The 18,585-nt window shown below is 67.8% G+C and carries 17 protein-coding genes; 10 read left to right on the forward strand and 7 right to left on the reverse strand.

Features of this window, described 5'->3' with window-relative positions; translation table 11 throughout:
* Both ABFS34_04245 and ABFS34_04250 read right to left on the reverse strand, forming a co-directional pair.
* Positions 1 to 1,446 (reverse strand): FAD-dependent oxidoreductase (locus tag ABFS34_04245; GenBank protein ID MEN8374636.1); only part of this gene is annotated, 1,446 nt, incomplete at its 3' end.
* Positions 1,447 to 1,617: 171 nt separating this feature from the next.
* On the reverse strand, positions 1,618 to 3,087 hold the full coding sequence (locus ABFS34_04250; protein ID MEN8374637.1) for a DUF4139 domain-containing protein: 1,470 nt from the start codon (positions 3,085 to 3,087) through the stop codon (positions 1,618 to 1,620).
* Between the two features lie 194 nt (positions 3,088 to 3,281).
* On the opposite strand from ABFS34_04250, the gene ABFS34_04255 reads away from it, so the two are divergent.
* Positions 3,282 to 3,827 carry a hypothetical protein gene (locus ABFS34_04255; protein MEN8374638.1) on the forward strand — a complete coding sequence of 182 codons (546 nt, stop codon included), beginning with the start codon at positions 3,282 to 3,284 and terminating at the stop codon, positions 3,825 to 3,827.
* 9 nt (positions 3,828 to 3,836) lie between these two features.
* Here ABFS34_04255 and ABFS34_04260 read toward each other — a convergent pair whose 3' ends face one another.
* Together ABFS34_04260 and ABFS34_04265 are read right to left on the reverse strand one after the other, a co-directional pair.
* A complete protein-coding gene (locus tag ABFS34_04260; GenBank protein ID MEN8374639.1) occupies positions 3,837 to 4,496 on the reverse strand; it encodes a hypothetical protein in 660 nt (219 codons plus the stop codon).
* Between the two features lie 232 nt (positions 4,497 to 4,728).
* Positions 4,729 to 6,504, reverse strand: a complete 1,776-nt coding sequence (locus ABFS34_04265) for an ATP-binding protein (GenBank protein ID MEN8374640.1) — start codon at positions 6,502 to 6,504, stop codon at positions 4,729 to 4,731.
* Positions 6,505 to 6,655: 151 nt separating this feature from the next.
* Here ABFS34_04265 and ABFS34_04270 point away from each other — a divergent pair, with 151 nt between their 5' ends.
* Positions 6,656 to 7,186, forward strand: coding sequence for a hypothetical protein (locus tag ABFS34_04270; GenBank protein ID MEN8374641.1), 531 nt, complete (start codon positions 6,656 to 6,658; stop codon positions 7,184 to 7,186).
* 256 nt (positions 7,187 to 7,442) lie between these two features.
* On the forward strand, positions 7,443 to 7,952 hold the full coding sequence (locus ABFS34_04275) for a hypothetical protein (protein MEN8374642.1): 510 nt from the start codon (positions 7,443 to 7,445) through the stop codon (positions 7,950 to 7,952).
* Positions 7,953 to 7,971: 19 nt separating this feature from the next.
* Here the strand turns inward: ABFS34_04275 and ahcY are convergent, their stop codons facing one another.
* The 3 genes from ahcY to ABFS34_04290 form a co-directional block, all read right to left on the reverse strand.
* The gene (ahcY, locus tag ABFS34_04280) at positions 7,972 to 9,453 is read right to left on the reverse strand and encodes an adenosylhomocysteinase (GenBank protein MEN8374643.1); all 1,482 of its coding nucleotides are present in this window, start codon (positions 9,451 to 9,453) and stop codon (positions 7,972 to 7,974) included.
* Positions 9,454 to 9,559: 106 nt separating this feature from the next.
* A complete protein-coding gene (gene rpsU, locus ABFS34_04285) occupies positions 9,560 to 9,760 on the reverse strand; it encodes a 30S ribosomal protein S21 (protein MEN8374644.1) in 201 nt (66 codons plus the stop codon).
* Between the two features lie 81 nt (positions 9,761 to 9,841).
* Positions 9,842 to 10,969, reverse strand: coding sequence for a phosphatase domain-containing protein (locus tag ABFS34_04290; protein ID MEN8374645.1), 1,128 nt, complete (start codon positions 10,967 to 10,969; stop codon positions 9,842 to 9,844).
* Positions 10,970 to 11,148: 179 nt separating this feature from the next.
* Here ABFS34_04290 and ABFS34_04295 point away from each other — a divergent pair, with 179 nt between their 5' ends.
* The 7 genes from ABFS34_04295 (at position 11,149) to ABFS34_04325 (ending at position 18,561) form a co-directional block, all read left to right on the forward strand.
* Positions 11,149 to 11,562, forward strand: coding sequence for a prepilin-type N-terminal cleavage/methylation domain-containing protein (locus ABFS34_04295; protein MEN8374646.1), 414 nt, complete (start codon positions 11,149 to 11,151; stop codon positions 11,560 to 11,562).
* A 94-nt stretch (positions 11,563 to 11,656) separates the two neighbouring features.
* Positions 11,657 to 13,264: an ATP-binding protein gene (locus ABFS34_04300; GenBank protein MEN8374647.1), complete on the forward strand. Its 1,608-nt coding sequence runs from the start codon at positions 11,657 to 11,659 to the stop codon at positions 13,262 to 13,264.
* Positions 13,261 to 14,622: a sigma-54 dependent transcriptional regulator gene (locus ABFS34_04305; protein ID MEN8374648.1), complete on the forward strand. Its 1,362-nt coding sequence runs from the start codon at positions 13,261 to 13,263 to the stop codon at positions 14,620 to 14,622. The genes ABFS34_04300 and ABFS34_04305 overlap by 4 nt, the downstream gene beginning before the upstream one ends.
* 202 nt (positions 14,623 to 14,824) lie before the next feature.
* Positions 14,825 to 15,280: a prepilin-type N-terminal cleavage/methylation domain-containing protein gene (locus ABFS34_04310; protein ID MEN8374649.1), complete on the forward strand. Its 456-nt coding sequence runs from the start codon at positions 14,825 to 14,827 to the stop codon at positions 15,278 to 15,280.
* A 170-nt stretch (positions 15,281 to 15,450) separates the two neighbouring features.
* The gene (locus ABFS34_04315; GenBank protein MEN8374650.1) at positions 15,451 to 15,864 is read left to right on the forward strand and encodes a prepilin-type N-terminal cleavage/methylation domain-containing protein; all 414 of its coding nucleotides are present in this window, start codon (positions 15,451 to 15,453) and stop codon (positions 15,862 to 15,864) included.
* 40 nt (positions 15,865 to 15,904) lie between these two features.
* Complete coding sequence (locus ABFS34_04320; protein MEN8374651.1) at positions 15,905 to 17,206, forward strand: ATP-binding protein; 1,302 nt, start codon at positions 15,905 to 15,907, stop codon at positions 17,204 to 17,206.
* A complete protein-coding gene (locus tag ABFS34_04325; GenBank protein MEN8374652.1) occupies positions 17,203 to 18,561 on the forward strand; it encodes a sigma-54 dependent transcriptional regulator in 1,359 nt (452 codons plus the stop codon). The genes ABFS34_04320 and ABFS34_04325 overlap by 4 nt, the downstream gene beginning before the upstream one ends.
* Positions 18,562 to 18,585: the final 24 nt, after the last annotated feature.

The raw sequence follows: 18,585 nt of genomic DNA on the forward strand, positions 1-18,585 counted from the left end.
GACCTCGGCCGCCGCTTGCGCGGGGTCGAAGCCGAGCTCCACCTCCACCGCCAACTCACGGAATCGCTCGGTGAGGTCCACGTGGACCATGCGCGCCCGTTCCTCGGGGCTGTAGTCGTTGCTGTACTGCCAGGCATACATGCCCAGCTTGGCGCTGGTGAGGTTCATCCCTTGCGGAGGCCGCTCGGTCAGGGAGACGCCGCCGCAGAGGTTGTGGATGGAAATGGCGGCCTGGTGCCCGTGCTCGACCGCCCAGATGATGTTCTCCGGCCCCCAGGCGGCGTCCCCGCCGAAGAAGACCCCCTCGCGCGTGCATTGGAACGTGGTGCGATCGACCTCCGGCATGTCCCAGTCGTTGAACTCGATGCCGATGTCGCGCTCGATCCAGGGGAAGGCGGTCTCCTGCCCGATGGCCAGAATCACGTCGTCGCACGGGATCGTGACCGTATCGTGCACGGTGGCTACGAGGCGCCCGTTCTCCCCGGGGCTCCAGCTCACGATCTCGAACTCCATTCCGACCAGGCGACCGTCCTCGATGAGAAACCGCTTGGGCGAGTGGTTCTCCATGATCTCGACGAGTTCCTCTTCGGCGTCCTCCAGCTCCCATGACGAGGCCTTGAAGTACTCCCGTGATTTGCGCGCCATCACCCTTATGTCGGTGCCGCCCAGCCGCTTCGATGTCCGGCAGCAGTCCATGGCGGTGTTGCCGACGCCGATGACCAGGACGCGCTCGCCGATCTCCGTCACGTGCTCGAAATGCACCGCTTCCAGCCACTCGATGCCGATGTAGATGTTGGCCGCCCCCTCCTGGCGCCCGGGCAGGCTGAGCTCCTTGCCCTTGGGGGCCCCGGAGCCGACGAACACCGCGTCGAAATCCTGGTCCAGCAGCCAGCTCATGCTGTCGACGGGCGTGCTGTAGCGCACCTCCACGCCGGCGTCGAGGACCATGTCGATTTCCTCGTCCAGCACTTCGGGTGGTAGCCGGAAAGCCGGAATGTTGGTCCGCATCAGGCCGCCGGGCCGGTCCAATCTCTCGAAGATCACGCACTCGTAGCCCAGCGGGATCAGGTCGTTGCACACGGTGAGCGAGGCGGGCCCCGCGCCGACCAGCGCCACGCGCTTGCCGTTGGGCACGGTGGGCGCCTGGGGCAGGTGCTCGGAGATGTCGTCGCGCAGGTCCGCGGCGACCCTCTTCAACCGGCAGATCGCGACCGGCTCTCCGTCGATGCGCGTCCTGCGGCAGGCCGGCTCGCACGGTCGATCGCAGGTGCGGCCCAGAATACCGGGGAAGACGTTGGAGGCGCGGTTGACCAGGTAGGACTCGGTGTATCGCCCCTGGGCGATCAGGCGGATGTACTCCGGCACATCGGTGTGCGCCGGGCATCCCCACTGACAGTCGACCACCCGGTGGTAGTAGTCTGGGTTCGATACATCCGTGGGTTTCATCGCGCCTCCGACCTCCGCTTTGCGCCAACCGAACGCGCACCAGCGCCGCAGTCTATGGCGCTCGGCGGAGGGACGCGAGGGTGGGGCCGGCGCGGGCACCCGACCCGCGCGACCCCAGGCGCGTTCTTGGGGTGCCCCGGGTGCCGCCCGGAGCGCCCGGCGCTGGGACGATCAGCACCAGCGTACGCGCACCCGGTACTCCACGATCTCGGTTCCCCGAGGCGCCACGTCGACGTGGAAACGGAACGTGTGCGCGTCCAGCCGCTCCGGCTCGTGGCTGGAGGACAGGATATCCCAATCGCCGCCGACCGGTTCGACTACCCGAATCTCCTCGGCGCTGTCCTTGTGGTTGCGGAGCTCGATGCGCCAGGTGCTCTCCGAGACACAGTGGCTGATCACGGTATAGTCCATCTGGCGTCGGTCCCCGCGCACATCGAACGCGTCGCCCATGCGAATGCGCACCAGCTCGTCGCGCGGTGTGTGGTCGATGCGGTCCTCGCCGATGAACTGCTGGGCGCCGCTTCCGTCCTCCTTGTAGACGCGGACCACGCCGGCCGGGAGCGGCATGCCGAGCCGATTGCGGGCGGAGTTCTTGAACTCCAGGAAGACGTCCAGCTTCTGATTCGACACCACCTCGCCCACGGAGCCGCGGTAGTAGTGGGCGGCGCCGTAGAAGACCAGTCGTTTGCGCAGGGCGAAGCCCGTGGCGTCGAGCAGCGCGACCTGCTTCTGCTCGTTGTTCTTGAGCGTCGTGGGGCGACCCAGCGTGTAGAGGTGATACTCGAAGAAGGACTGTTCGGAAAACGTCGCGTCGGCCACCTCGGAGCGCGCTTGCGCCAGGATTCCGTCCAGCTCAAAACGACGCTCTCCCACCCGCTGCACGTCGCCGGCCACCAGCTTGAGCTCCGCGTTCTCGAAGGTCGCGCCGCTGCCGTTGGTCAGGGTCACCCAGCCGTTCAGGTCCCCGCCGGCGTCGTCCTCGTCGACGACCATCACGTAGTCCGCCTTCCAGTTGAGACCGCGGGTCAGGTAGGTCGCCTCTATCCGTTGGCGCTCGGCGCCTCCCTCCAGCAGCCACAGCAGAGTGGGTTTCGCGATCAGGTCGCGGGGCACTTCGGGAAACGCGATGCGCCCGGGCGCGTTGAAGGTGATCTCGTCACCGATGCGCAGGACGGTGCCACCGTTGACGGACAGCACCTCCGCCGCCAGCGCGTCCTCGCGCTCGGTCTCGCGGTTCCACCGGTACACCGTGACCGTACGGCCGACGTACTTCTCCAGCAGCTTCTGCGGGCTGAGGAGGTCGTACAGGTAGTTCTGCTCGAGCACCCGGAAGGTACCGCCGCCCAGGGGTCGGACGCGCACCGTCTCCGTCTGCACGGCGGACGGTACGCCGGCGAACTCCAGCTGGATCCGTCCGCGACCCATGTCCACTGTGCGGACCTCGCGTACCAGGCCGAAGTTCTGGTTGTAGACCGTGATCGCCACTGCGTCGCGGTCGGCGGCCGTGGACCGATGGGTGGTCGGCGCCTGCGCGCCCGGTGCTTGCGAGTATGCAGCGCCGGCAGCCGGCGACGTGCCGACAGCGAGGGCCGCGGCGAGCGCCGCCGCCGGCAGACGCCGCGAGTGTGTGGTCGGGTTCATCGTCCTATCCTCCATGTCCGGTTGGCGCGAGCGCGTCGAGTCAGCGATTGACGAGACCGAGCCGCGCGGAAGGGGGGACGTCTCGAGCGTCGGCGCTTGCACAGCTCTCTTGCCACGAATCGGGTCGGGGGCCGACATTCGGCGTATTCTCCCAACACCGTCTCGCTCTGCTATGGACATCACGGAGGATCGGAATGCTCAACGTGGCCGCCCTGACTCGCACCCTGGACGAGACCATCGAGGCCGCCAGCCGCTGTCTGAGCGCGGACAGCGTTGGTTACTGCGAGGGATTGGGTGAGCGCCTCCACACGCTGACCGAGGTGTCGCGCGAGAGCTTCCTGGCCCTGCTGGCGGAGGATTTCCTGCGCATCGCGCTCAAGCTCGAGCACGGCGCAGATCTGACGGAGGAGGAAGCGGCCGCTCTGGAAATGCTGCTGGTCGGTGACGCGGAAATGTACCTGAAGATGGAACGCGACGCGGACGTCTGGAGGGCAGAGCTGCGGCGTATCATCGGGGAATTGAGGGATGTTCGGGACTCCGGTTTCGGCGATCCCCGGGCGCTCCTCCGCCTGCGCGCGCTGTGCAGCGAGGCCAATCGCGTACAGCCCGACCTGTCGTTCTATCTGCAGGAAAGGGAGCGGATCGAGCGGTTCCGCGAGAGCATGGAGACGCTGGGAACGAGTCAGCGCTTGCTGCTGGCCCGGCTGATCAGGGAGAAGCTGGCGCCGCCTCGGATCTGATCCCCGTCCTCAGTCGCCGACGGCCTTGAAGCGCGGCTCGACCTCCGTCTTCGCGGCGGCGCTGCCGCCGCCGGCCTTCCTCTTCCGAGGGGACTCGGAGGGCCCAAAGTCGATTTCGTCGCCCGCGCGCGCCGAGTCGTCCAGCCGGGCCAGCGCAGCCAGGTAGACGTTGTCCCGCATCGCCCCGCTCAACCCCCGTCCCTCGGCGTACCAATCCACCGCGTCGGCGACCGAGGATCCGCCGGCGACGGCCCGCAGCACGCGCGCGATGGCGTCCACGTGTACCTCGACCAGGTCACGGTCCGTGCGCCCCTTGTGAAACTCCACCCAGCGACGCAGCTCGGCGTCTCGCCTGCCCCTTAGTCTGCGTCGGATGCGCGCCAGAGGTCCATTACGGCGACCGGTCTCGGCCGAGTCGTCCGGCCGCAGGTCGGCCTGGCCGAGGGCCGCCAGGACCCGCTTTCGCAACGCCCGGGCGGCCTCAGCGGGAAGTCCGTGGATGCGTTCGTGGATCGCCAGGGAGCGTTCGAAAGGGACCCGTCCGTGCGCGTGCGTCAGCAACTCCAGCGCTTGACGCACGTGGACGTCCTCGGCGCGTTGGGTAGAGACGGCGAGCGCGATCTCGAGCTTGCGTCGAGTATCCGGGTCCAGCGAGGCGAAGCGTGCCATGCGCCCCGAGAAGGGGCAACGCGCGTACCCGAGATACGGAAGTAGCCGCCTACGCAGTGCGGACCGACGGATGGGCCTGTGCGGCGGGGCATGGGCGGCGATTCGCCCGAGGCCGGCGACGCGGTCCGGGTCGCCCCTCCGGGGCCGATGTCGTTCAATTTTTTCCGGGCATCGGTAGATGGTGCCGTCGCCCGCCGAATACGGGCCCGCCACGCGGCGCGCTAGCGCTTGGCTAGACGTCCGCGGCGTCGCCCCCCGCCTCCTGGCTCCGCGCGGGCAACCAGAAGTGAATTGTCGTGCCCTCGCCCACGTTGCTCTCGGCCCACACGCGGCCGGCGTGAGCGGCCACGATGGCCTTCACGATGGACAGGCCCAGGCCGGCGCCCCTCTCATCGGCTGCATCGGCTTGCCAGAAGCGAGTGAAGAGCCGGTCCAGATGTTCGGTCGCGATCCCGCTCCCGGTATCCGCCACGAAGAAGCGAACGCCGCCATCTTCCTCCGCGGCGCCCAGCGTGATCCGCCCGCCGGGAGGGGTGAACTTCAGCGCGTTTCCGACCAGATTCCCGAACACCCGAAGGAGCCGCTCCCGGTCTGCCTGAAGCTGCGGAGGGTCGCCGGTGACGGCCAAGGTCAGCTTCACGTCCCGCTCCCCGGCCAGCGGCCTCTGGGCGTCGCGCACCTCGCCGATCAGGCCGGTGACGTCCAGCGGCCCCCGAACCAACTCGTACTGACCCGCCTCCAGGCGGGCCACTTCGAGCAGGTCGGCCACGAGCACCACGGCCGAGTCGGCAGCCCGGCGAATCATGCCCAGGTACTTGTCCAGGTCCTCCTCGGAGGTTCGGCCCAGGCCGCCCTGGAGTAGCTGCACCGCCATGTTGATTACGCCGAGCGGGTTGCGCAGGTCGTGCGACACGACCGACAACATGTCGTCGCGTGCCCTGACGGCTGCCTGCGCGCTCGCGAAGAGCCGCGCGTTCTCCGTGGCCAGACCCACGAGCCGCGCCACCTCGTCGGCGAGGTGGGCGTCCACCTCCGTGTAGAAACGCGCGGGGTCCGACGCGCCCAGCAACAGCGCGCCGGCCGTTTTTCCGGCGAACGCCACCGGGACCACCAGGGCGCTGTGAATCCCGAGCTCGCGCGCGAACTCGCCCATGCGGGCGCTTCGACCCGACTCGCCGATCACGAGAGAGGCTCCGCCATGGAGCGCGTCGGGTGTGGCTTCGTCGAGCAGCGCGCGCAGCAGGTCGAGCCGTTCCGACGGTTCCGCCATCAAGGTGGTCACGCCCCCGGCCGCGAGCTTGAGGGCGGCGCAGTCGGCCAGCTGGTCCACGGCGAGCCCGACCACCCGCGCCGCGAGTTCCGCCAGATCCAGCGAGGACGCCGCCGCGCCTCCCACCTCGGCCAGGAACCGCTGCTCCCGGTGCAACTCCTCGAGCTGGGAGGCCGCCGCCCTGATACGAATCTCGCTCGCGGCCGCGGCGGCTATTTCTTCGAGTACGGCAATCTGCGCGTCACTCCAGGGGCGGCTGCGCCGGTCCATCACGCACAGCGTGCCGAGCACCTCGCCGCTCTCGTGCTCCACGATCGGAACGCCCAGGTAGGCGCTCACCTCGTCCGACATGAGCGACGGGTGCGCGAGCGTCACCGGGTGCGTAGACGTGTCCTCTATGGCCAGCGTCTCGCCAGCCTTGGCCACGTGGTCGCAGAGCGTCTCGGAGATCGGCAGCGCGCCGCGCTGGCGGACGCTCGCGGCCAGGCCCCGGGCGCCCCTGAAGAATCTGCTCTCCTCGTCGACCAGGCTCACGTAGGCGATCGGGGCGTCGAGGAGTGAGGCCGCGAAACTGGAAAGGCGCCGGAAGCGCGTGTCGACGACGGCGTCCAGCGCTCCGCTGGAGCGCAGCGCCGCCAGCCGGTCGTCGTCGGCGAGCCTGCCAGGCGGTCGGCGCCGCTCGACGGCCACGAATTCGCCAGGGGCGTCCGAAGAGCTGGAAGAATGCCGGTCGGCCATGACGAAAAGTGTCTCTAGTGCGGGAGGCGGACAAGGACGCGACGCGGCGCGTTCGCGCGCCCGTCGGGGAGGCGAACCATCCTGCGTCCGATGGGGTTTCCATGGGCGTGGGCCTCGACAAACTCCCAGTCTCAGGGACGAGTAGAAAAGCGTGACCTTCGAAGAACTGGTTTCCGGCGAATTGAATCGCCTTTACGGCGGCGCGCTGTTCTTGGCGGCGGGGAACGAAGCGGCGGCTTCGGACCTCGTCGTGGAAACGGTGACGGATGCGCGTGCGGGCAGGTTCTCGGCCCCGGTCGAGTCGAGCGCCGCTACGCGCTGGCTGGAGGCCGCCCTGGCCCGGACCTACGCCCGCTCGACGGCCGAGCCCCATTCTCGGCGGGAGCCGCCGGCGTCTGCGGGGCAGCGCCCCGGGGCGCGGTGGGGTGCCAACGACCCCGAAGCATTCCGGGCCTTGGGCGCGGCCGACCTGAACGCGGCGGCGGCGCGTGTGCGCCCGGCTGCCAGAGCCGCGCTCTGGTTGGTCACGCTGCGACGCTGGAACCACGCCGACGCCGCCGACGTTCTCAGTATTGAAGTGGATGCGCTGCGCGAACTGCTGGCGGGCCGGGAGGATCTGCTGAGCGGATTGGTCGGGCGCGTCGGACCGCGCGCTCGCAAAGCAGGGCACACGCCGGAGTAACGATCGCAAGATGAAGCCCGAACTCGCTACGGAATGCGCACAGGCCCGCCAGGGCCTGTGGCCGCCGGAACGCCCCCGCCTCCACGGAGACGGCGTTGCCGCGGCCGAGCGCCACGTGCGTTCGTGTGCTGCTTGTCAGGCGTATTTCACCCAGGAGCGAGCGCTCCTCGAGCTCTACGATCGTGCGCGCACGCAAAAGGCTCCCAGGGCGGTTCGCGAACGAGTCTTCGACGCGCTTGCCTGGGAACGGGCCCGAATGACGCGCGACGCGCGCGGCTCCCGCCTGCGGGGCGCGGGGCTGACGGCGGCGGTCCTGTTCGGAGTGTTGATGGCCGGTCTCGCGCTGCGGATGCCCGCCGCCGGACCGGGCCCGGGGGGAGAGGGCTTCGTCGAGGACTACATCCGGCGTGCGGTCACCGGGCGGGCGCTGGACACCGCCGATCCCGGGCGCGTCGCCGCTTTCCTACGCGAAGAGTTGGGGATCGGCGTCGGCCCCCTGTCCGGGCCGGACGTGGTGATCGAGGGCGTGGAGATCTGCCTGGTCGAGGGCCGGCGCGGGGCCATGGTGTTGTACCGCGTGCAGGGACGTGAAGTCAGCCACTACCTGATTCCGCGGGCGGGGACGGCGGCGCGGAGCGCCTCGGTCCAGACCGGCCTTGAGGGGGCTCCGTCGCTGGTGACGTGGTCGGAACCCTCGCTCGAGCAGGCGCTCGTGGGGGACGTGGACCCCGGCCGGCTCGTCACCCTCTCGAAGGCCGGTACCTGAGGCCTTCGCCCGGCTCTGCCTAATACCGGTAGTGATCCGGCTTGAACGGCCCTTCCTTCGGAATCCCGATGTACTCCGACTGCGCCTCGGTCATCTCCGTCAAGCGCACGTCCAGGTGGTCCAGGTGCAGCCGCGCGACCCGCTCGTCCAGGTCCTTGGGCAGCACGTACACCTTCCGCTCGTAGGTATCCGCGTTCCGGTGTAGCTCGATCTGGGCCATCACCTGATTGGTGAAGCTCGCGGACATGACGAAGCTGGGGTGACCCGTGGCGTTGCCCAGGTTCAGCAGGCGCCCCTCCGAAAGCACCAGAACCCCATGGCCGTCGGGGAAGACGAACTCGTCGTACTGGGGCTTGATCGGGCGGCGCTCGGTCGATTTCTTCAGACCGGCCATGTCGATCTCGTTGTCGAAGTGGCCGATGTTACCGACGATGGCCTTGTCCTTCATGCGCGCCATGTGATCGACCGTGATCACGTCCTTGTTCCCGGTGGCCGTGATGAAGACGTCGGCGGTTTCCACGACGTCCTCGACGCGCTTGACGTCGAAGCCCTCCATGGCGGCCTGAAGCGCGCAAATCGGATCGATCTCGGTCACCACTACCTTGCAGCCTTGCCCCTTTAGGGCCTGAGCACAGCCCTTGCCCACCTCACCGTATCCGCAGACCACCGCGGTCTTTCCCGCGAGCATGACGTCGGTGGCCCGGTTCAGTCCGTCGATTACCGAGTGCCGGCAGCCGTAGATGTTGTCGAACTTCGATTTGGTAACGGCGTCGTTGACGTTGATCGCCGGAAACAAGAGGATCCCGTCGCGCTCCATCTCGTAGAGGCGGTGCACGCCGGTGGTGGTTTCCTCGCTGACGCCTGCGAGGGCTTCCGCCGTGCGCTGCCAGCGCTCCGGGTCGCGCGCCAGCTCGGCGCGCAGGAGGTCCAGGATGACCCCCCACTCCTCGGGCTCGTTGTCGGGATCGAAATCGGGTACGCGGCCGGCGCGCTCGAACTCGACGCCCTTGTGCACCAGGAGCGTCGCGTCGCCGCCGTCGTCCAGCAGCAGGTTGGGCGGGGTCCCGTCGGGCCAGAGAAGCGCCTCGGAAGTGGCCCACCAATACTCCTCGAGGGTTTCTCCCTTCCACGCGTAGACGGGGACGCCACGCGGGTCCGCCTCCGAACCGTTCGGCCCCACGACTACCGCCGCCGCGGCGTGATCCTGGGTCGAGAAGATGTTGCAGGTGACCCAGCGCACGTCCGCGCCGAGTTGTCGGAGCGTCTCGATGAGCACGGCGGTCTGCACCGTCATGTGCAGCGACCCCATGATCTTGGCGCCGGCCAGGGGCCGATCCGCCGCCAGCTCCGCCCGCAGGGCCATGAGACCAGGCATCTCGTGCTCGGCGAGCCTGATCTCCGCCCTCCCGCGCTCGGCGAGGCCCAGGTCGCGGACCTTGAACGGCGGGCGCTCATTGGGGGATGCGAGAGAGGACGAGCGGGGGGCCGTGGCCGTGCTCATATCACGTTGCTCCGATTCTATCGATAACGTCGTGCCGGGAAGCGCGGAGCCGCGAAGACTGCGGCGCGCCGCGTCTGCAGGGCCCGCTCTAAGCGGGGCCCCCGTTTCAGGTCCTGCGGGCCCGTCGGCGGGCTCTGGCGTTACGCCTGCGAGCCGCGGCCGCCTTGCGCTTGCGCGCCTCGCTGGGCTTCTCGTAGAAACGACGCTTCTTCAGCTCCTTGAAGAGGCCCGAGCGAATCACCTTGCGCCGGAACTGCTTGAGCGCCCAATCGAGGCGATCGTTCTCACTGAGGATGACTTCTACCATGCTTCCACCATTCGGGATTGCGCGCGCGAACGCGATCGTGGCCACCGCGCTACACGCGGGGCTCGCATAGAGCCTCAAAAGCTAACTTGAAGGACCGATGTCGTCCAGATCGCGTTTCATCTCGCGCTCAACCGCCTCCACAACGCCCGCGGAGATCAGCTCGGCCTCGGCGAGGCCGCGCGCCAGAGCCAGTGTATCGGCGCCCGCGACCGCCGCCGCGCCGCCGGCCGCGATGTCGGCCAGGCTTCGATCCAGCCCGTCACGCTGGCGTGCGACACGGCGGATGCACACGGCCCGGACTCTTCCGGGACGCTCACGGACCGCAGCCGCGTACACGTCCGCGTCGTGCTGCCCGCTGTCCCCCATGAGCACGAAACGCAGGCCGGGGTGGGCGTCCAGGATGGCCAGAACGTGGGCGAGCTTGTGCTTCGTGTGATCGGCCGCGATGAGGTGGTCGCTGGTGAGGCCGTAGTCCTTCAGCAGCAGGGTGCCGCGCGGGATGTGGTTCAGCTCCAGGAATCTGACGAGCAGATCGAACAGGTTCCAGGGGCTGCTGGACACGTAGAAGAACGGTCGCGAAAGCGACTCCGCGTCGCCCCGGAGGCCGCGGTAGAGGGCGCCGACTCCGGGGAACGCCTGGCGCGTGTGGGCGTTGCCGAAAAAGGTATGGCGCGCCATGCGCAGAAGGCTCGTCGCCTCCGTGCGCAGCACCGTGTCGTCCAGGTCGCTGATGATCCCGGCGGCGACGCCGGGCGCGGGCACCTGATACTGTCCAGACGCCCGCGCGCCCGCGCGAAAAGGAGCGGGAGCGGCCAGGACGGATGCCTCCACCCGGCGCCAAAGGCCGCTTCCGGTGGGCGTGGTCAGGGTGGCTTCGAAGTAGCCCTCATCGTCGCTCTCCACCTCCGCGCTTGCGCCGCCGGAGACGAGCCGGATCCGCGCCCCTCCTACCTCCGTGCTGTCCAGACGAGCGATGGCTCGCGCCAGGTTGCGCAGCGCCGAGTCGTCGGGACCGGCGGGCCGCAGCGGTCGCGCCTCGAGGACGCGCCCCCTCAGCACCGTCCGCCGCTCGTTACCGTGACCGCCGTACAAGTGAATGTCCAGCTCGGACGCTCGTCCGCCGGCGCGGCGGACCGCCCCCCGGAACCCGTCGATGCGGGCTTCGGCCTCCGCGAGCAGGGCGTGGAGGGCGCGACGCACTCCGCTCACGGGGCGCGATCCACGGGAGTCCGGCCACGTCGCCGGCCGCGACGTCTTCCTCGCGCCGGCCCGGCGGCGTTCATAGTTTCGCAGGTTCGGTGGCCGGGTACGCGCCTTGCATGACCGGCGCCGCGGCTCTCCCCCGGAATCGCAGTCGCTGGAACCGAGACTGAGGGGGGAGAATGTACGTGCTCGGACGCAGGGGCTTCACGCTCATAGAGCTACTCATCGTCGTCGTGATCCTGGGAATCCTGGCGGCGCTGGCCATTCCCAAGTTCACCGGGACCCGGGCGCGGGCGCAGATCACCGCCATGATGGCGGATCTGCGCAACCTATCCATCGCCCAGGATATCCACCACGAGGATCCGGACAACGCGTTCACGTACGCGGCGAACGTCGCGGATCTGGCCGACTTCGGCACGTCCGACGGCATCTCCGTCGCTGTCCTCGAGGCGTCCACCACGGGGTGGAGCGGGCGCGCTACCCACCCCGGCCTTCCGGACCACGAGTGCGTGGTCTACTACGGCGACGCGGCCCCCATCTCGACCACCGCCGGAATCGCGCCCTCCGCCGACGGGGTGATCGCCTGCGACCAGTTCTGATCGCCAGGATCGAGGCGATGTGCCAGGCGCGAATATTGCAGATTGCAAGCGCTTCGCCGATGTTCGACCCGTCTCCCACTGCACAGAACGGCATTTGATCAATCCGTACGCGCTCTTGCGCTGGGTCTTCCTGGCTCGAATCGGGGTGGCGGCTGGAATCTTCCTGGCGATCCTGATCGTCTGGCAGAACGCCGCCCCCGCGGATACGCTGGTCGCGACGCTGCTCTTTCTCATGGCCGCCGCGGTCACCGGCGCCGGCGTCTGGCACGCCCTGGTTCGTGCCGCTCCGCTGGGCAGGAACTTTCTCTACGGGCAGGTGCTCTTCGACGTCTTCATGGTCGCCGGCATCGTGCACATCACCGGCGGTCCGGACAGCAGCTTCGCGCCCCTGTTCATCCTGGTGATCGCCACCGGTTCGGTGCTGCTGCCCATCCCGGGCGGCATCCTGATCGGAGCGCTGGCGAGCTTGTTGTATTTCACCGACATCCTGTGGTGGTACACGGCCGCCCCGCCGGCGGGAGCGTTGCTCCAAATAGCGCTCTTCGCGGTGATGGCCCTGGCGACGGGCTTTCTCGGAGACCGACTGCGGCGGACAGGACGCACGCTGTCGATGGTCCAGTCGGAGCTGCGCCAGTTGCGACTGGAGACCGATGAGATCATGGGCGAGGTCGACACCGGCGTGTTCACGCTGGACGGGCACGGACGACTCGCATACGCCAACCCCGCCGCCGAAGCCATGCTGGACATCAGGGCGGCGGAATGGCTGAACGAGCCGGTCATCGATCTGCTCGACGCTCGCGTCGACGGGCTCGGCGGTGCCCTGCGTCGCTCGACCAAGCGGGGCGCTCCGGTGCGCTGGTTCGAGGCGCGGTCCCGGCGAGGCACCTGGCTCGGCGTGCGCACGACTACTGTGGAGCGGGATGGCGAGCCCTGGATCACCGCCGTGCTGCAGGACATCAGCGACGGCAAGCGGGCCGAAGAGCTTCACGTGCGCGCGGAGCGCCTGGGCGCGGTCGCGGCGCTGTCGGCGTCGATGGCCCACGAGATCAAGAATCCGCTGGCGTCCATCCGAAGCGCGGTGGAACAGCTGACGGGCGACGGCCTCGCGGCCGCCGACCGCGGGACCTTGCGAACCCTCGTCCTGGACGAGTCCGATCGGCTGAGTCGCCTGCTTTCGCAGTTCATCGAATACAGTCGCGTCGAGGTCCGCGAGCGCGTGGAGGTGGAAATGGGGCGCCTGTGCGCAGAGGCGATCGAGTTGAGTCGCAGCCACCCCGCGTCCGAATCGGTCGAGCACGAACTGCGCGGCTCCGACCAGCCGCTGCCGGTGCTCGGCGACGTCGACCTCCTGCACCGCGCCGTATTCAACCTGATCCTGAACGCTTTCCAGTACGCCGGATCCGGCGGGCGCGTCCGCATCGCCGCGCGGCGCGCCGAGTCCGCCGAGATACCGCCGGGCTTCGAGTTGGAAGAGGCGGTGCGTGTCACCGTCGAGGACTCCGGGCCCGGCATCTCGCACGACGAGCTGCACAGGGTGTTCGACCCCTTCTACACGAGGCGTGAGGGTGGTTCGGGACTGGGCCTGGCCGTCGTGTATCGCGCGGTGGAAGCGCACGACGGGATGATTCTGGTGGGACGAAGCGAACTGGGTGGGGCGGAGTTCTCCGTCTTCCTGCCGACTACGGACGGGAGCGAAGCGTGAAGCCGAAGATTCTGGTCGTCGACGACGAATCGTCGATCCTGAACACGCTGCAGATACTGCTCAAGGGAGAGGGCTTCGAGGTGCATACCGCGTCGACCGCCGGCGCCGCCCTGGAGCTGCTGGATGACCTGACTCCGGACCTCGTGCTCAGCGACATACGCATGCCGGGCAAGTCGGGGCTCGAACTGCTGGACGACGTTCGGAACCGCGACGCTGAGATGCCGGTGGTCCTGATGACCGCCCAGGCGTCCCTGCAATCGGCCGTCCAAGCGGTCAACCAGGGGGCCTTCTACTACCTGCAAAAGCCGTTCAGCAACGACGAGCTGGTGGCGCTCTGCAGGCGCGCCGTCGAGACCCGGGAGCTGAAGCGCGAGAACACCGCCCTCAAGAAGGAAATCCGGCGTCGCGACGGCAGGGCGGCCGAGCGTCCCGTGGGCAAGAACCGGACGTTCGCCGAGGTGTTGAAGCTCTCCGAAACGGTGGCGCCCACCGACTCGACCGTGTTGATCACCGGGGAGAGCGGAACGGGGAAGGAAATCATCGCTCGGTACGTGCACGCTCTGTCGGATCGCGCCGAGGGGCCCTTCGTGTCCGTGAACTGCGCGGCGCTGCCGGAGAATCTCCTGGAGTCGGAGCTCTTCGGGCACGTGAAGGGGTCTTTCACCGGGGCGGTGCGGGACAAGGACGGACTGCTGGTTGCAGCCAAAGGGGGCACCTTCTTCCTGGACGAGATCGGTGAGATGTCGCCGCAGCTTCAGGTGAAGCTCCTGCGCGCGCTCCAGGAACGTGAGGTGGTACCCGTGGGCGCGACGGCGCCGCTGGACATCGACGTCCGCATCATCGCCGCCACGAACCGCGATCTGGAGCAGGAAATCCGCTCGGGCGGGTTCCGCAGCGACCTCTACTACCGTCTGAACGTGATCTCCATGCACCTCCCGTCCCTGCGCGATCGACGCGACGATATCCCGTTGCTCGTGGAGCACTTCCTGAAGGAGATGGGCGAGGGGGCCGAAACGGCGCCCGCCCGCGTGACCGAGCGCGGTCTGGATTTGCTGGCGGCCTACGACTGGCCGGGCAACGTGCGAGAACTGGAAAACGCCCTGGAGCGCGCCTTCGTCCTGACCAGGGGCGATGCGATCGATGCCGGCGCGCTGCCCGATCGTATCCAGACGCCCCCGGCGGCACCTATTGTCTCCGAGAAGCCGGCTGCCAACCCGACCCTGGAAACGATAGAAAAGGCCTATATCCTCTGGGTGCTGCAGGCCGAAGACGGCAACAAGGCCAAGGCCGCGGAAGTGCTCGGTATCGATCCCTCGACGCTCTATCGGAAGCTCAATCGCTACGGCATGGACAGCTGAAGAAATGTGCGCCGGCAATGTGCGAGGCGATTGCACATTGCGAGAAAACAGGTGCGGTTTCAGCTACCGTCGGCGCGCTGTGGAAAACTCGTAATTGACTGTCGTTTAAGCACTTCATAACCTAAGCGCCACCAGGGAACGGGGCTTGCCCTTCCGCTTGTCGTCCGTTTTCGTACCAATACACAACAGTGAGGATCGTGCAATGTCGCTCACGGACCGGAAGGGCTTCACCCTGATCGAGCTGCTCATCGTAGTCGTGATCATCGGCATCCTGGCCGCGATCGCGATTCCGAAGTTCAGCGCGACTCGCGAGAAGGCGTATGTGGCCAGCATGAAGGCCGACCTGCGCAACCTCGCCACCGCCGAGGACCTGTTCTATGCGTCTGACAACGACGCCGACGGGACCCCGGATTACACCTACACCGCTCTGACCGCTGACCTGGACGACTTCGCTTTGAGCGAGGGCGTGGTCATCGCGATCAACGGCGCCGACCAGCAGGGCTGGAACGCGACATCGACGCACGGCGCGCTGGGCACCGGCGAAGGCTGCGTGGTCTACTACGGTTCGGGTCCCAATGGCGACGCCTCTGGCGTGATGACTCCGGTGGACGGCACTGCGCCGGCCGGCTCGGGCTCGATCGTCTGCGACAACGTCTAAGGTCTGACGAAGTTCGCACGACCTCGCTGGCGCGGGGCGGGAGAAATCCCGCTCCGCGCTTTCGCGCATCTGGGCCCGGCGCCGACACCCCCGATCGCTTTCCCATCCTTGGTCCTTGCCCCATCTTCGGCTCGACCAACGATTCCCCCACAGACCTGGAATGACACGCCATGATGGCTTTCTCCGGCGAGGAGTCAGCCTCGTGCCCGGCCCCGACCGGGTACTCGCTGATCGAGCTGCTCACCGTGATCGTCGTGTTGGCCGTGCTGGCCGCGATCGCGATTCCGCGGCTGTGGGGAGCGGGCGAAGAGGCGCTGCGATCCACGGTCCGGCACGACCTGCGCAATCTCGCCGTCCAGCAGGAGATACATTTCAACGAAGCGAACCAGTACGCGGCCGACCTCGCGACGTTGGAAGTGATCCCCAGCGACGGCGTGACCCTCGCGATCCTGGAGGCCACGGGAAGCGGCTGGTCATCGACGGCCAGGCACCCTCGGTTGGCGCCGTCGGGGTGCGCGGTCTTCTTCGGCGACGCCGCGGCGGTGCCGCCCGCGACCGTGGCCGGACAGCCGGCTTGCGACTGACCGGTTGTCCCCGGGCGGGCCAACGTGGCATCCTCCGCTGGTGAACCCTCGACGATCTCTTCGCCAGGAACTGATCACCGCGTTCACGCTCGTGTTCGCGGGGGCGCTGCTCGTGGCGGTTGTGGGCGTGCGGCTGATCTCCACCGCGACGAGCGATCCGAACGTGGCGCTGACCTACGTGGTCGCATTGATCGTGGCCGACCTGATAATCTTTTTGATGTTCGGCCGGAGGCTCATCCGCGAGCGGGTTCTGGAGCCGATCGACGAAGTGGTAGGGGGCGTGGAGGCGATCGCGGGTGGGACCTACGAAGAGCGTGTGCCGACCGACGGGCCCGAGGAACTATCGCGGCTTGCCGGTTCCGTGAACGAGATGGCCGAGCGCCTCATCAGCCACCAGATGGACCTGGCCGAGAATGTCCGCTCCCTGGAGGACACCAACCGCGAGTTGACCATGGCGCGCAACGAGCTCATCCAGTCGGAGAAGATGGCGTCGGTCGGTCGATTGTCGGCCGGCATCGCGCACGAGGTCGGCAATCCGCTGGGCGCCATCATGGGATACCTGGGAGTCGTCAGGAAGCGTAGCGACGCCGAGACGCGGCAGCTTCTCGAGTCCGCCGAGGGCGAAGCTCGCCGCATCGACCGGATCATGCGGGGACTCCTCGACTACGGCAGGCCTCGCGAAGTCACCCCCCAGACCCTGGACGTGCGTCCCGTGGTCGCCGACGCTGTCGACCTGATCCGCGCCCAGGGCAAGTTCGAGGATATCGATGTGGAGACCGTGCTCGCCGACGATGCTCCCGCCGTGCGGGCTGATCCCTACCGGCTCCAGCAGGTGCTCGTGAACCTGCTCCTGAACGCGGTGCACGCGCTGCAGGCGCGCCCCCGGAGGTCGCTGCGCGTGGTGGTGGAAGAGGAGGTTCTGGCGCATCCCGAGCACAAGCCCTTTCGCAGGCACGATGACCTGCCGGGGATCGACTACTCTCACAGGCGGCGGTTCCACGAGCGTCCCAGGGTGCCCGCGGAAAGGGACTTTCCGGAGGACAGGGTCGTGCGCATAGACGTGGAGGACACCGGATCCGGGATTGCCCCGGAGCTCGTCGACACCATCTTCGAGCCGTTCACGACGACCAAGGAGCCGGGCGAGGGCACGGGCCTCGGGCTGGCGGTCGCGGCGCGGCTGATCGATGCGATGGAGGGCACCATCCGGGTGCACAGCACGCTCGGCGAGGGTACGCGGTTTACGATCCTGTTGCCGGAAGCGTTGGACAGCGACGAGGGCGGCATGACCGCCGCCGATGACGACGAGGCGCGCGCCGCGCGTGTGGAGGGGGAGCGATCGTGAAGATCCTGGTCATAGACGACGAGCCGGGGCTGCGCCAGACGGTGTCGCTCGTATTGAGCGAAGAGGGATATCAGGTCAACGCTGCCTCGGACGGCGAAGAGGGCCTCGTGCGGGCCGAAGAGCTCGAGCCGGACATCATCCTGTGTGATGTCCGCATGCCCAGGCTTCCCGGGATCGAGTTCCTGGAGCGTTACCGGGCTTCAGGGGGCACCGCCCTCGTAATCGTCATGACCGCCTACGGGAGCACCGAGCTGGCAATCGAGGCGATGAAGAAGGGCGCCTACGACTACCTGCCGAAGCCGTTCGCGGCCGACCAACTGGTCCTGACTCTCAAGAAGGCTCAGGAGCGGGAGTCGCTCAGAAAAGAGGTGCGTCGCCTGCGCAAGGAAGTGCGCGCCGAGCGGCAGTTCGGTGAGATCATCGCGCGCTCGCCGGCGATGACCCGGGCGCTCGCCACGGCGGCCAAGGTTGCGAGGCATCCTTCGCCGGTGTTGGTGACCGGCGAGACCGGTACCGGCAAGGAGCTGGTCGCCCGGCTGATCCACACGGAGAGCGAGCGCGCCGACGCTCCGTTCCTGGCGATCAACTGCGGCGCGATCCCGGAGAACCTGTTGGAGTCCGAGCTCTACGGTCACGTCAAGGGCGCCTTCACCGGCGCCGACCGCGACAAGGTGGGGTTATTCGAGGAGGCCGACGGAGGCACCGTTTTCCTGGACGAGATCGGCGACATGCCGCTCTCGCTTCAGGTCAAGCTCCTGCGCACGCTGCAGGAGGGGGAGGTCCGCCGCGTTGGTGACGCGCGCACGCGCACGGTCGACGTGCGCGTCGTGTCTGCGACGAACAAGAACCTCGAGAAGGAGATCAAGGAAGAGGCCTTTCGTAGGGATCTCTTCTATCGGCTGGCGGTCGTGGTCATCCACCTCGCGCCGCTGCGTCAGCGCAAGGAGGAGATTCCCCTGCTGATCAAGCACTTCGTCGAACGGTATTCGGACAAGCTGAGTGTCGACGTCGACGGAGTCGACGGGCAGGCGATGGAGCTGCTGCAGGCCTATACCTGGCCCGGTAACGTGCGCGAGCTGGAGAACTCGGTCGAGCGCGCGCTCGTCTTGACGGAGGGGCCGAAAATCTCCGCCGAGGATCTGCCTGAGCAGATTCGATCGCCGGTGAGGGCGTTCGACGAGCCGGACCTGCTCGAGGACGAGCTGTCCGTCAAGAAGCACGGCGCCGCGCTGGAGCGCCGGCTGATCAAGAAGGCGTTGGAGCGCACGGGCGGCAACAAGACCCGCGCCGCCGAGCTGCTGGAATTGAGCTCTCGGGCCCTCCTGTACAAGATCCGCGACTACGGGTTGAACTGACCCGACCCAGGTAGCCATGTCATG

The sequence above is a fragment of the Gemmatimonadota bacterium genome (assembly GCA_039715185.1).
Classification (GTDB): Bacteria; Gemmatimonadota; Gemmatimonadetes; order Longimicrobiales; family RSA9; genus DATHRK01.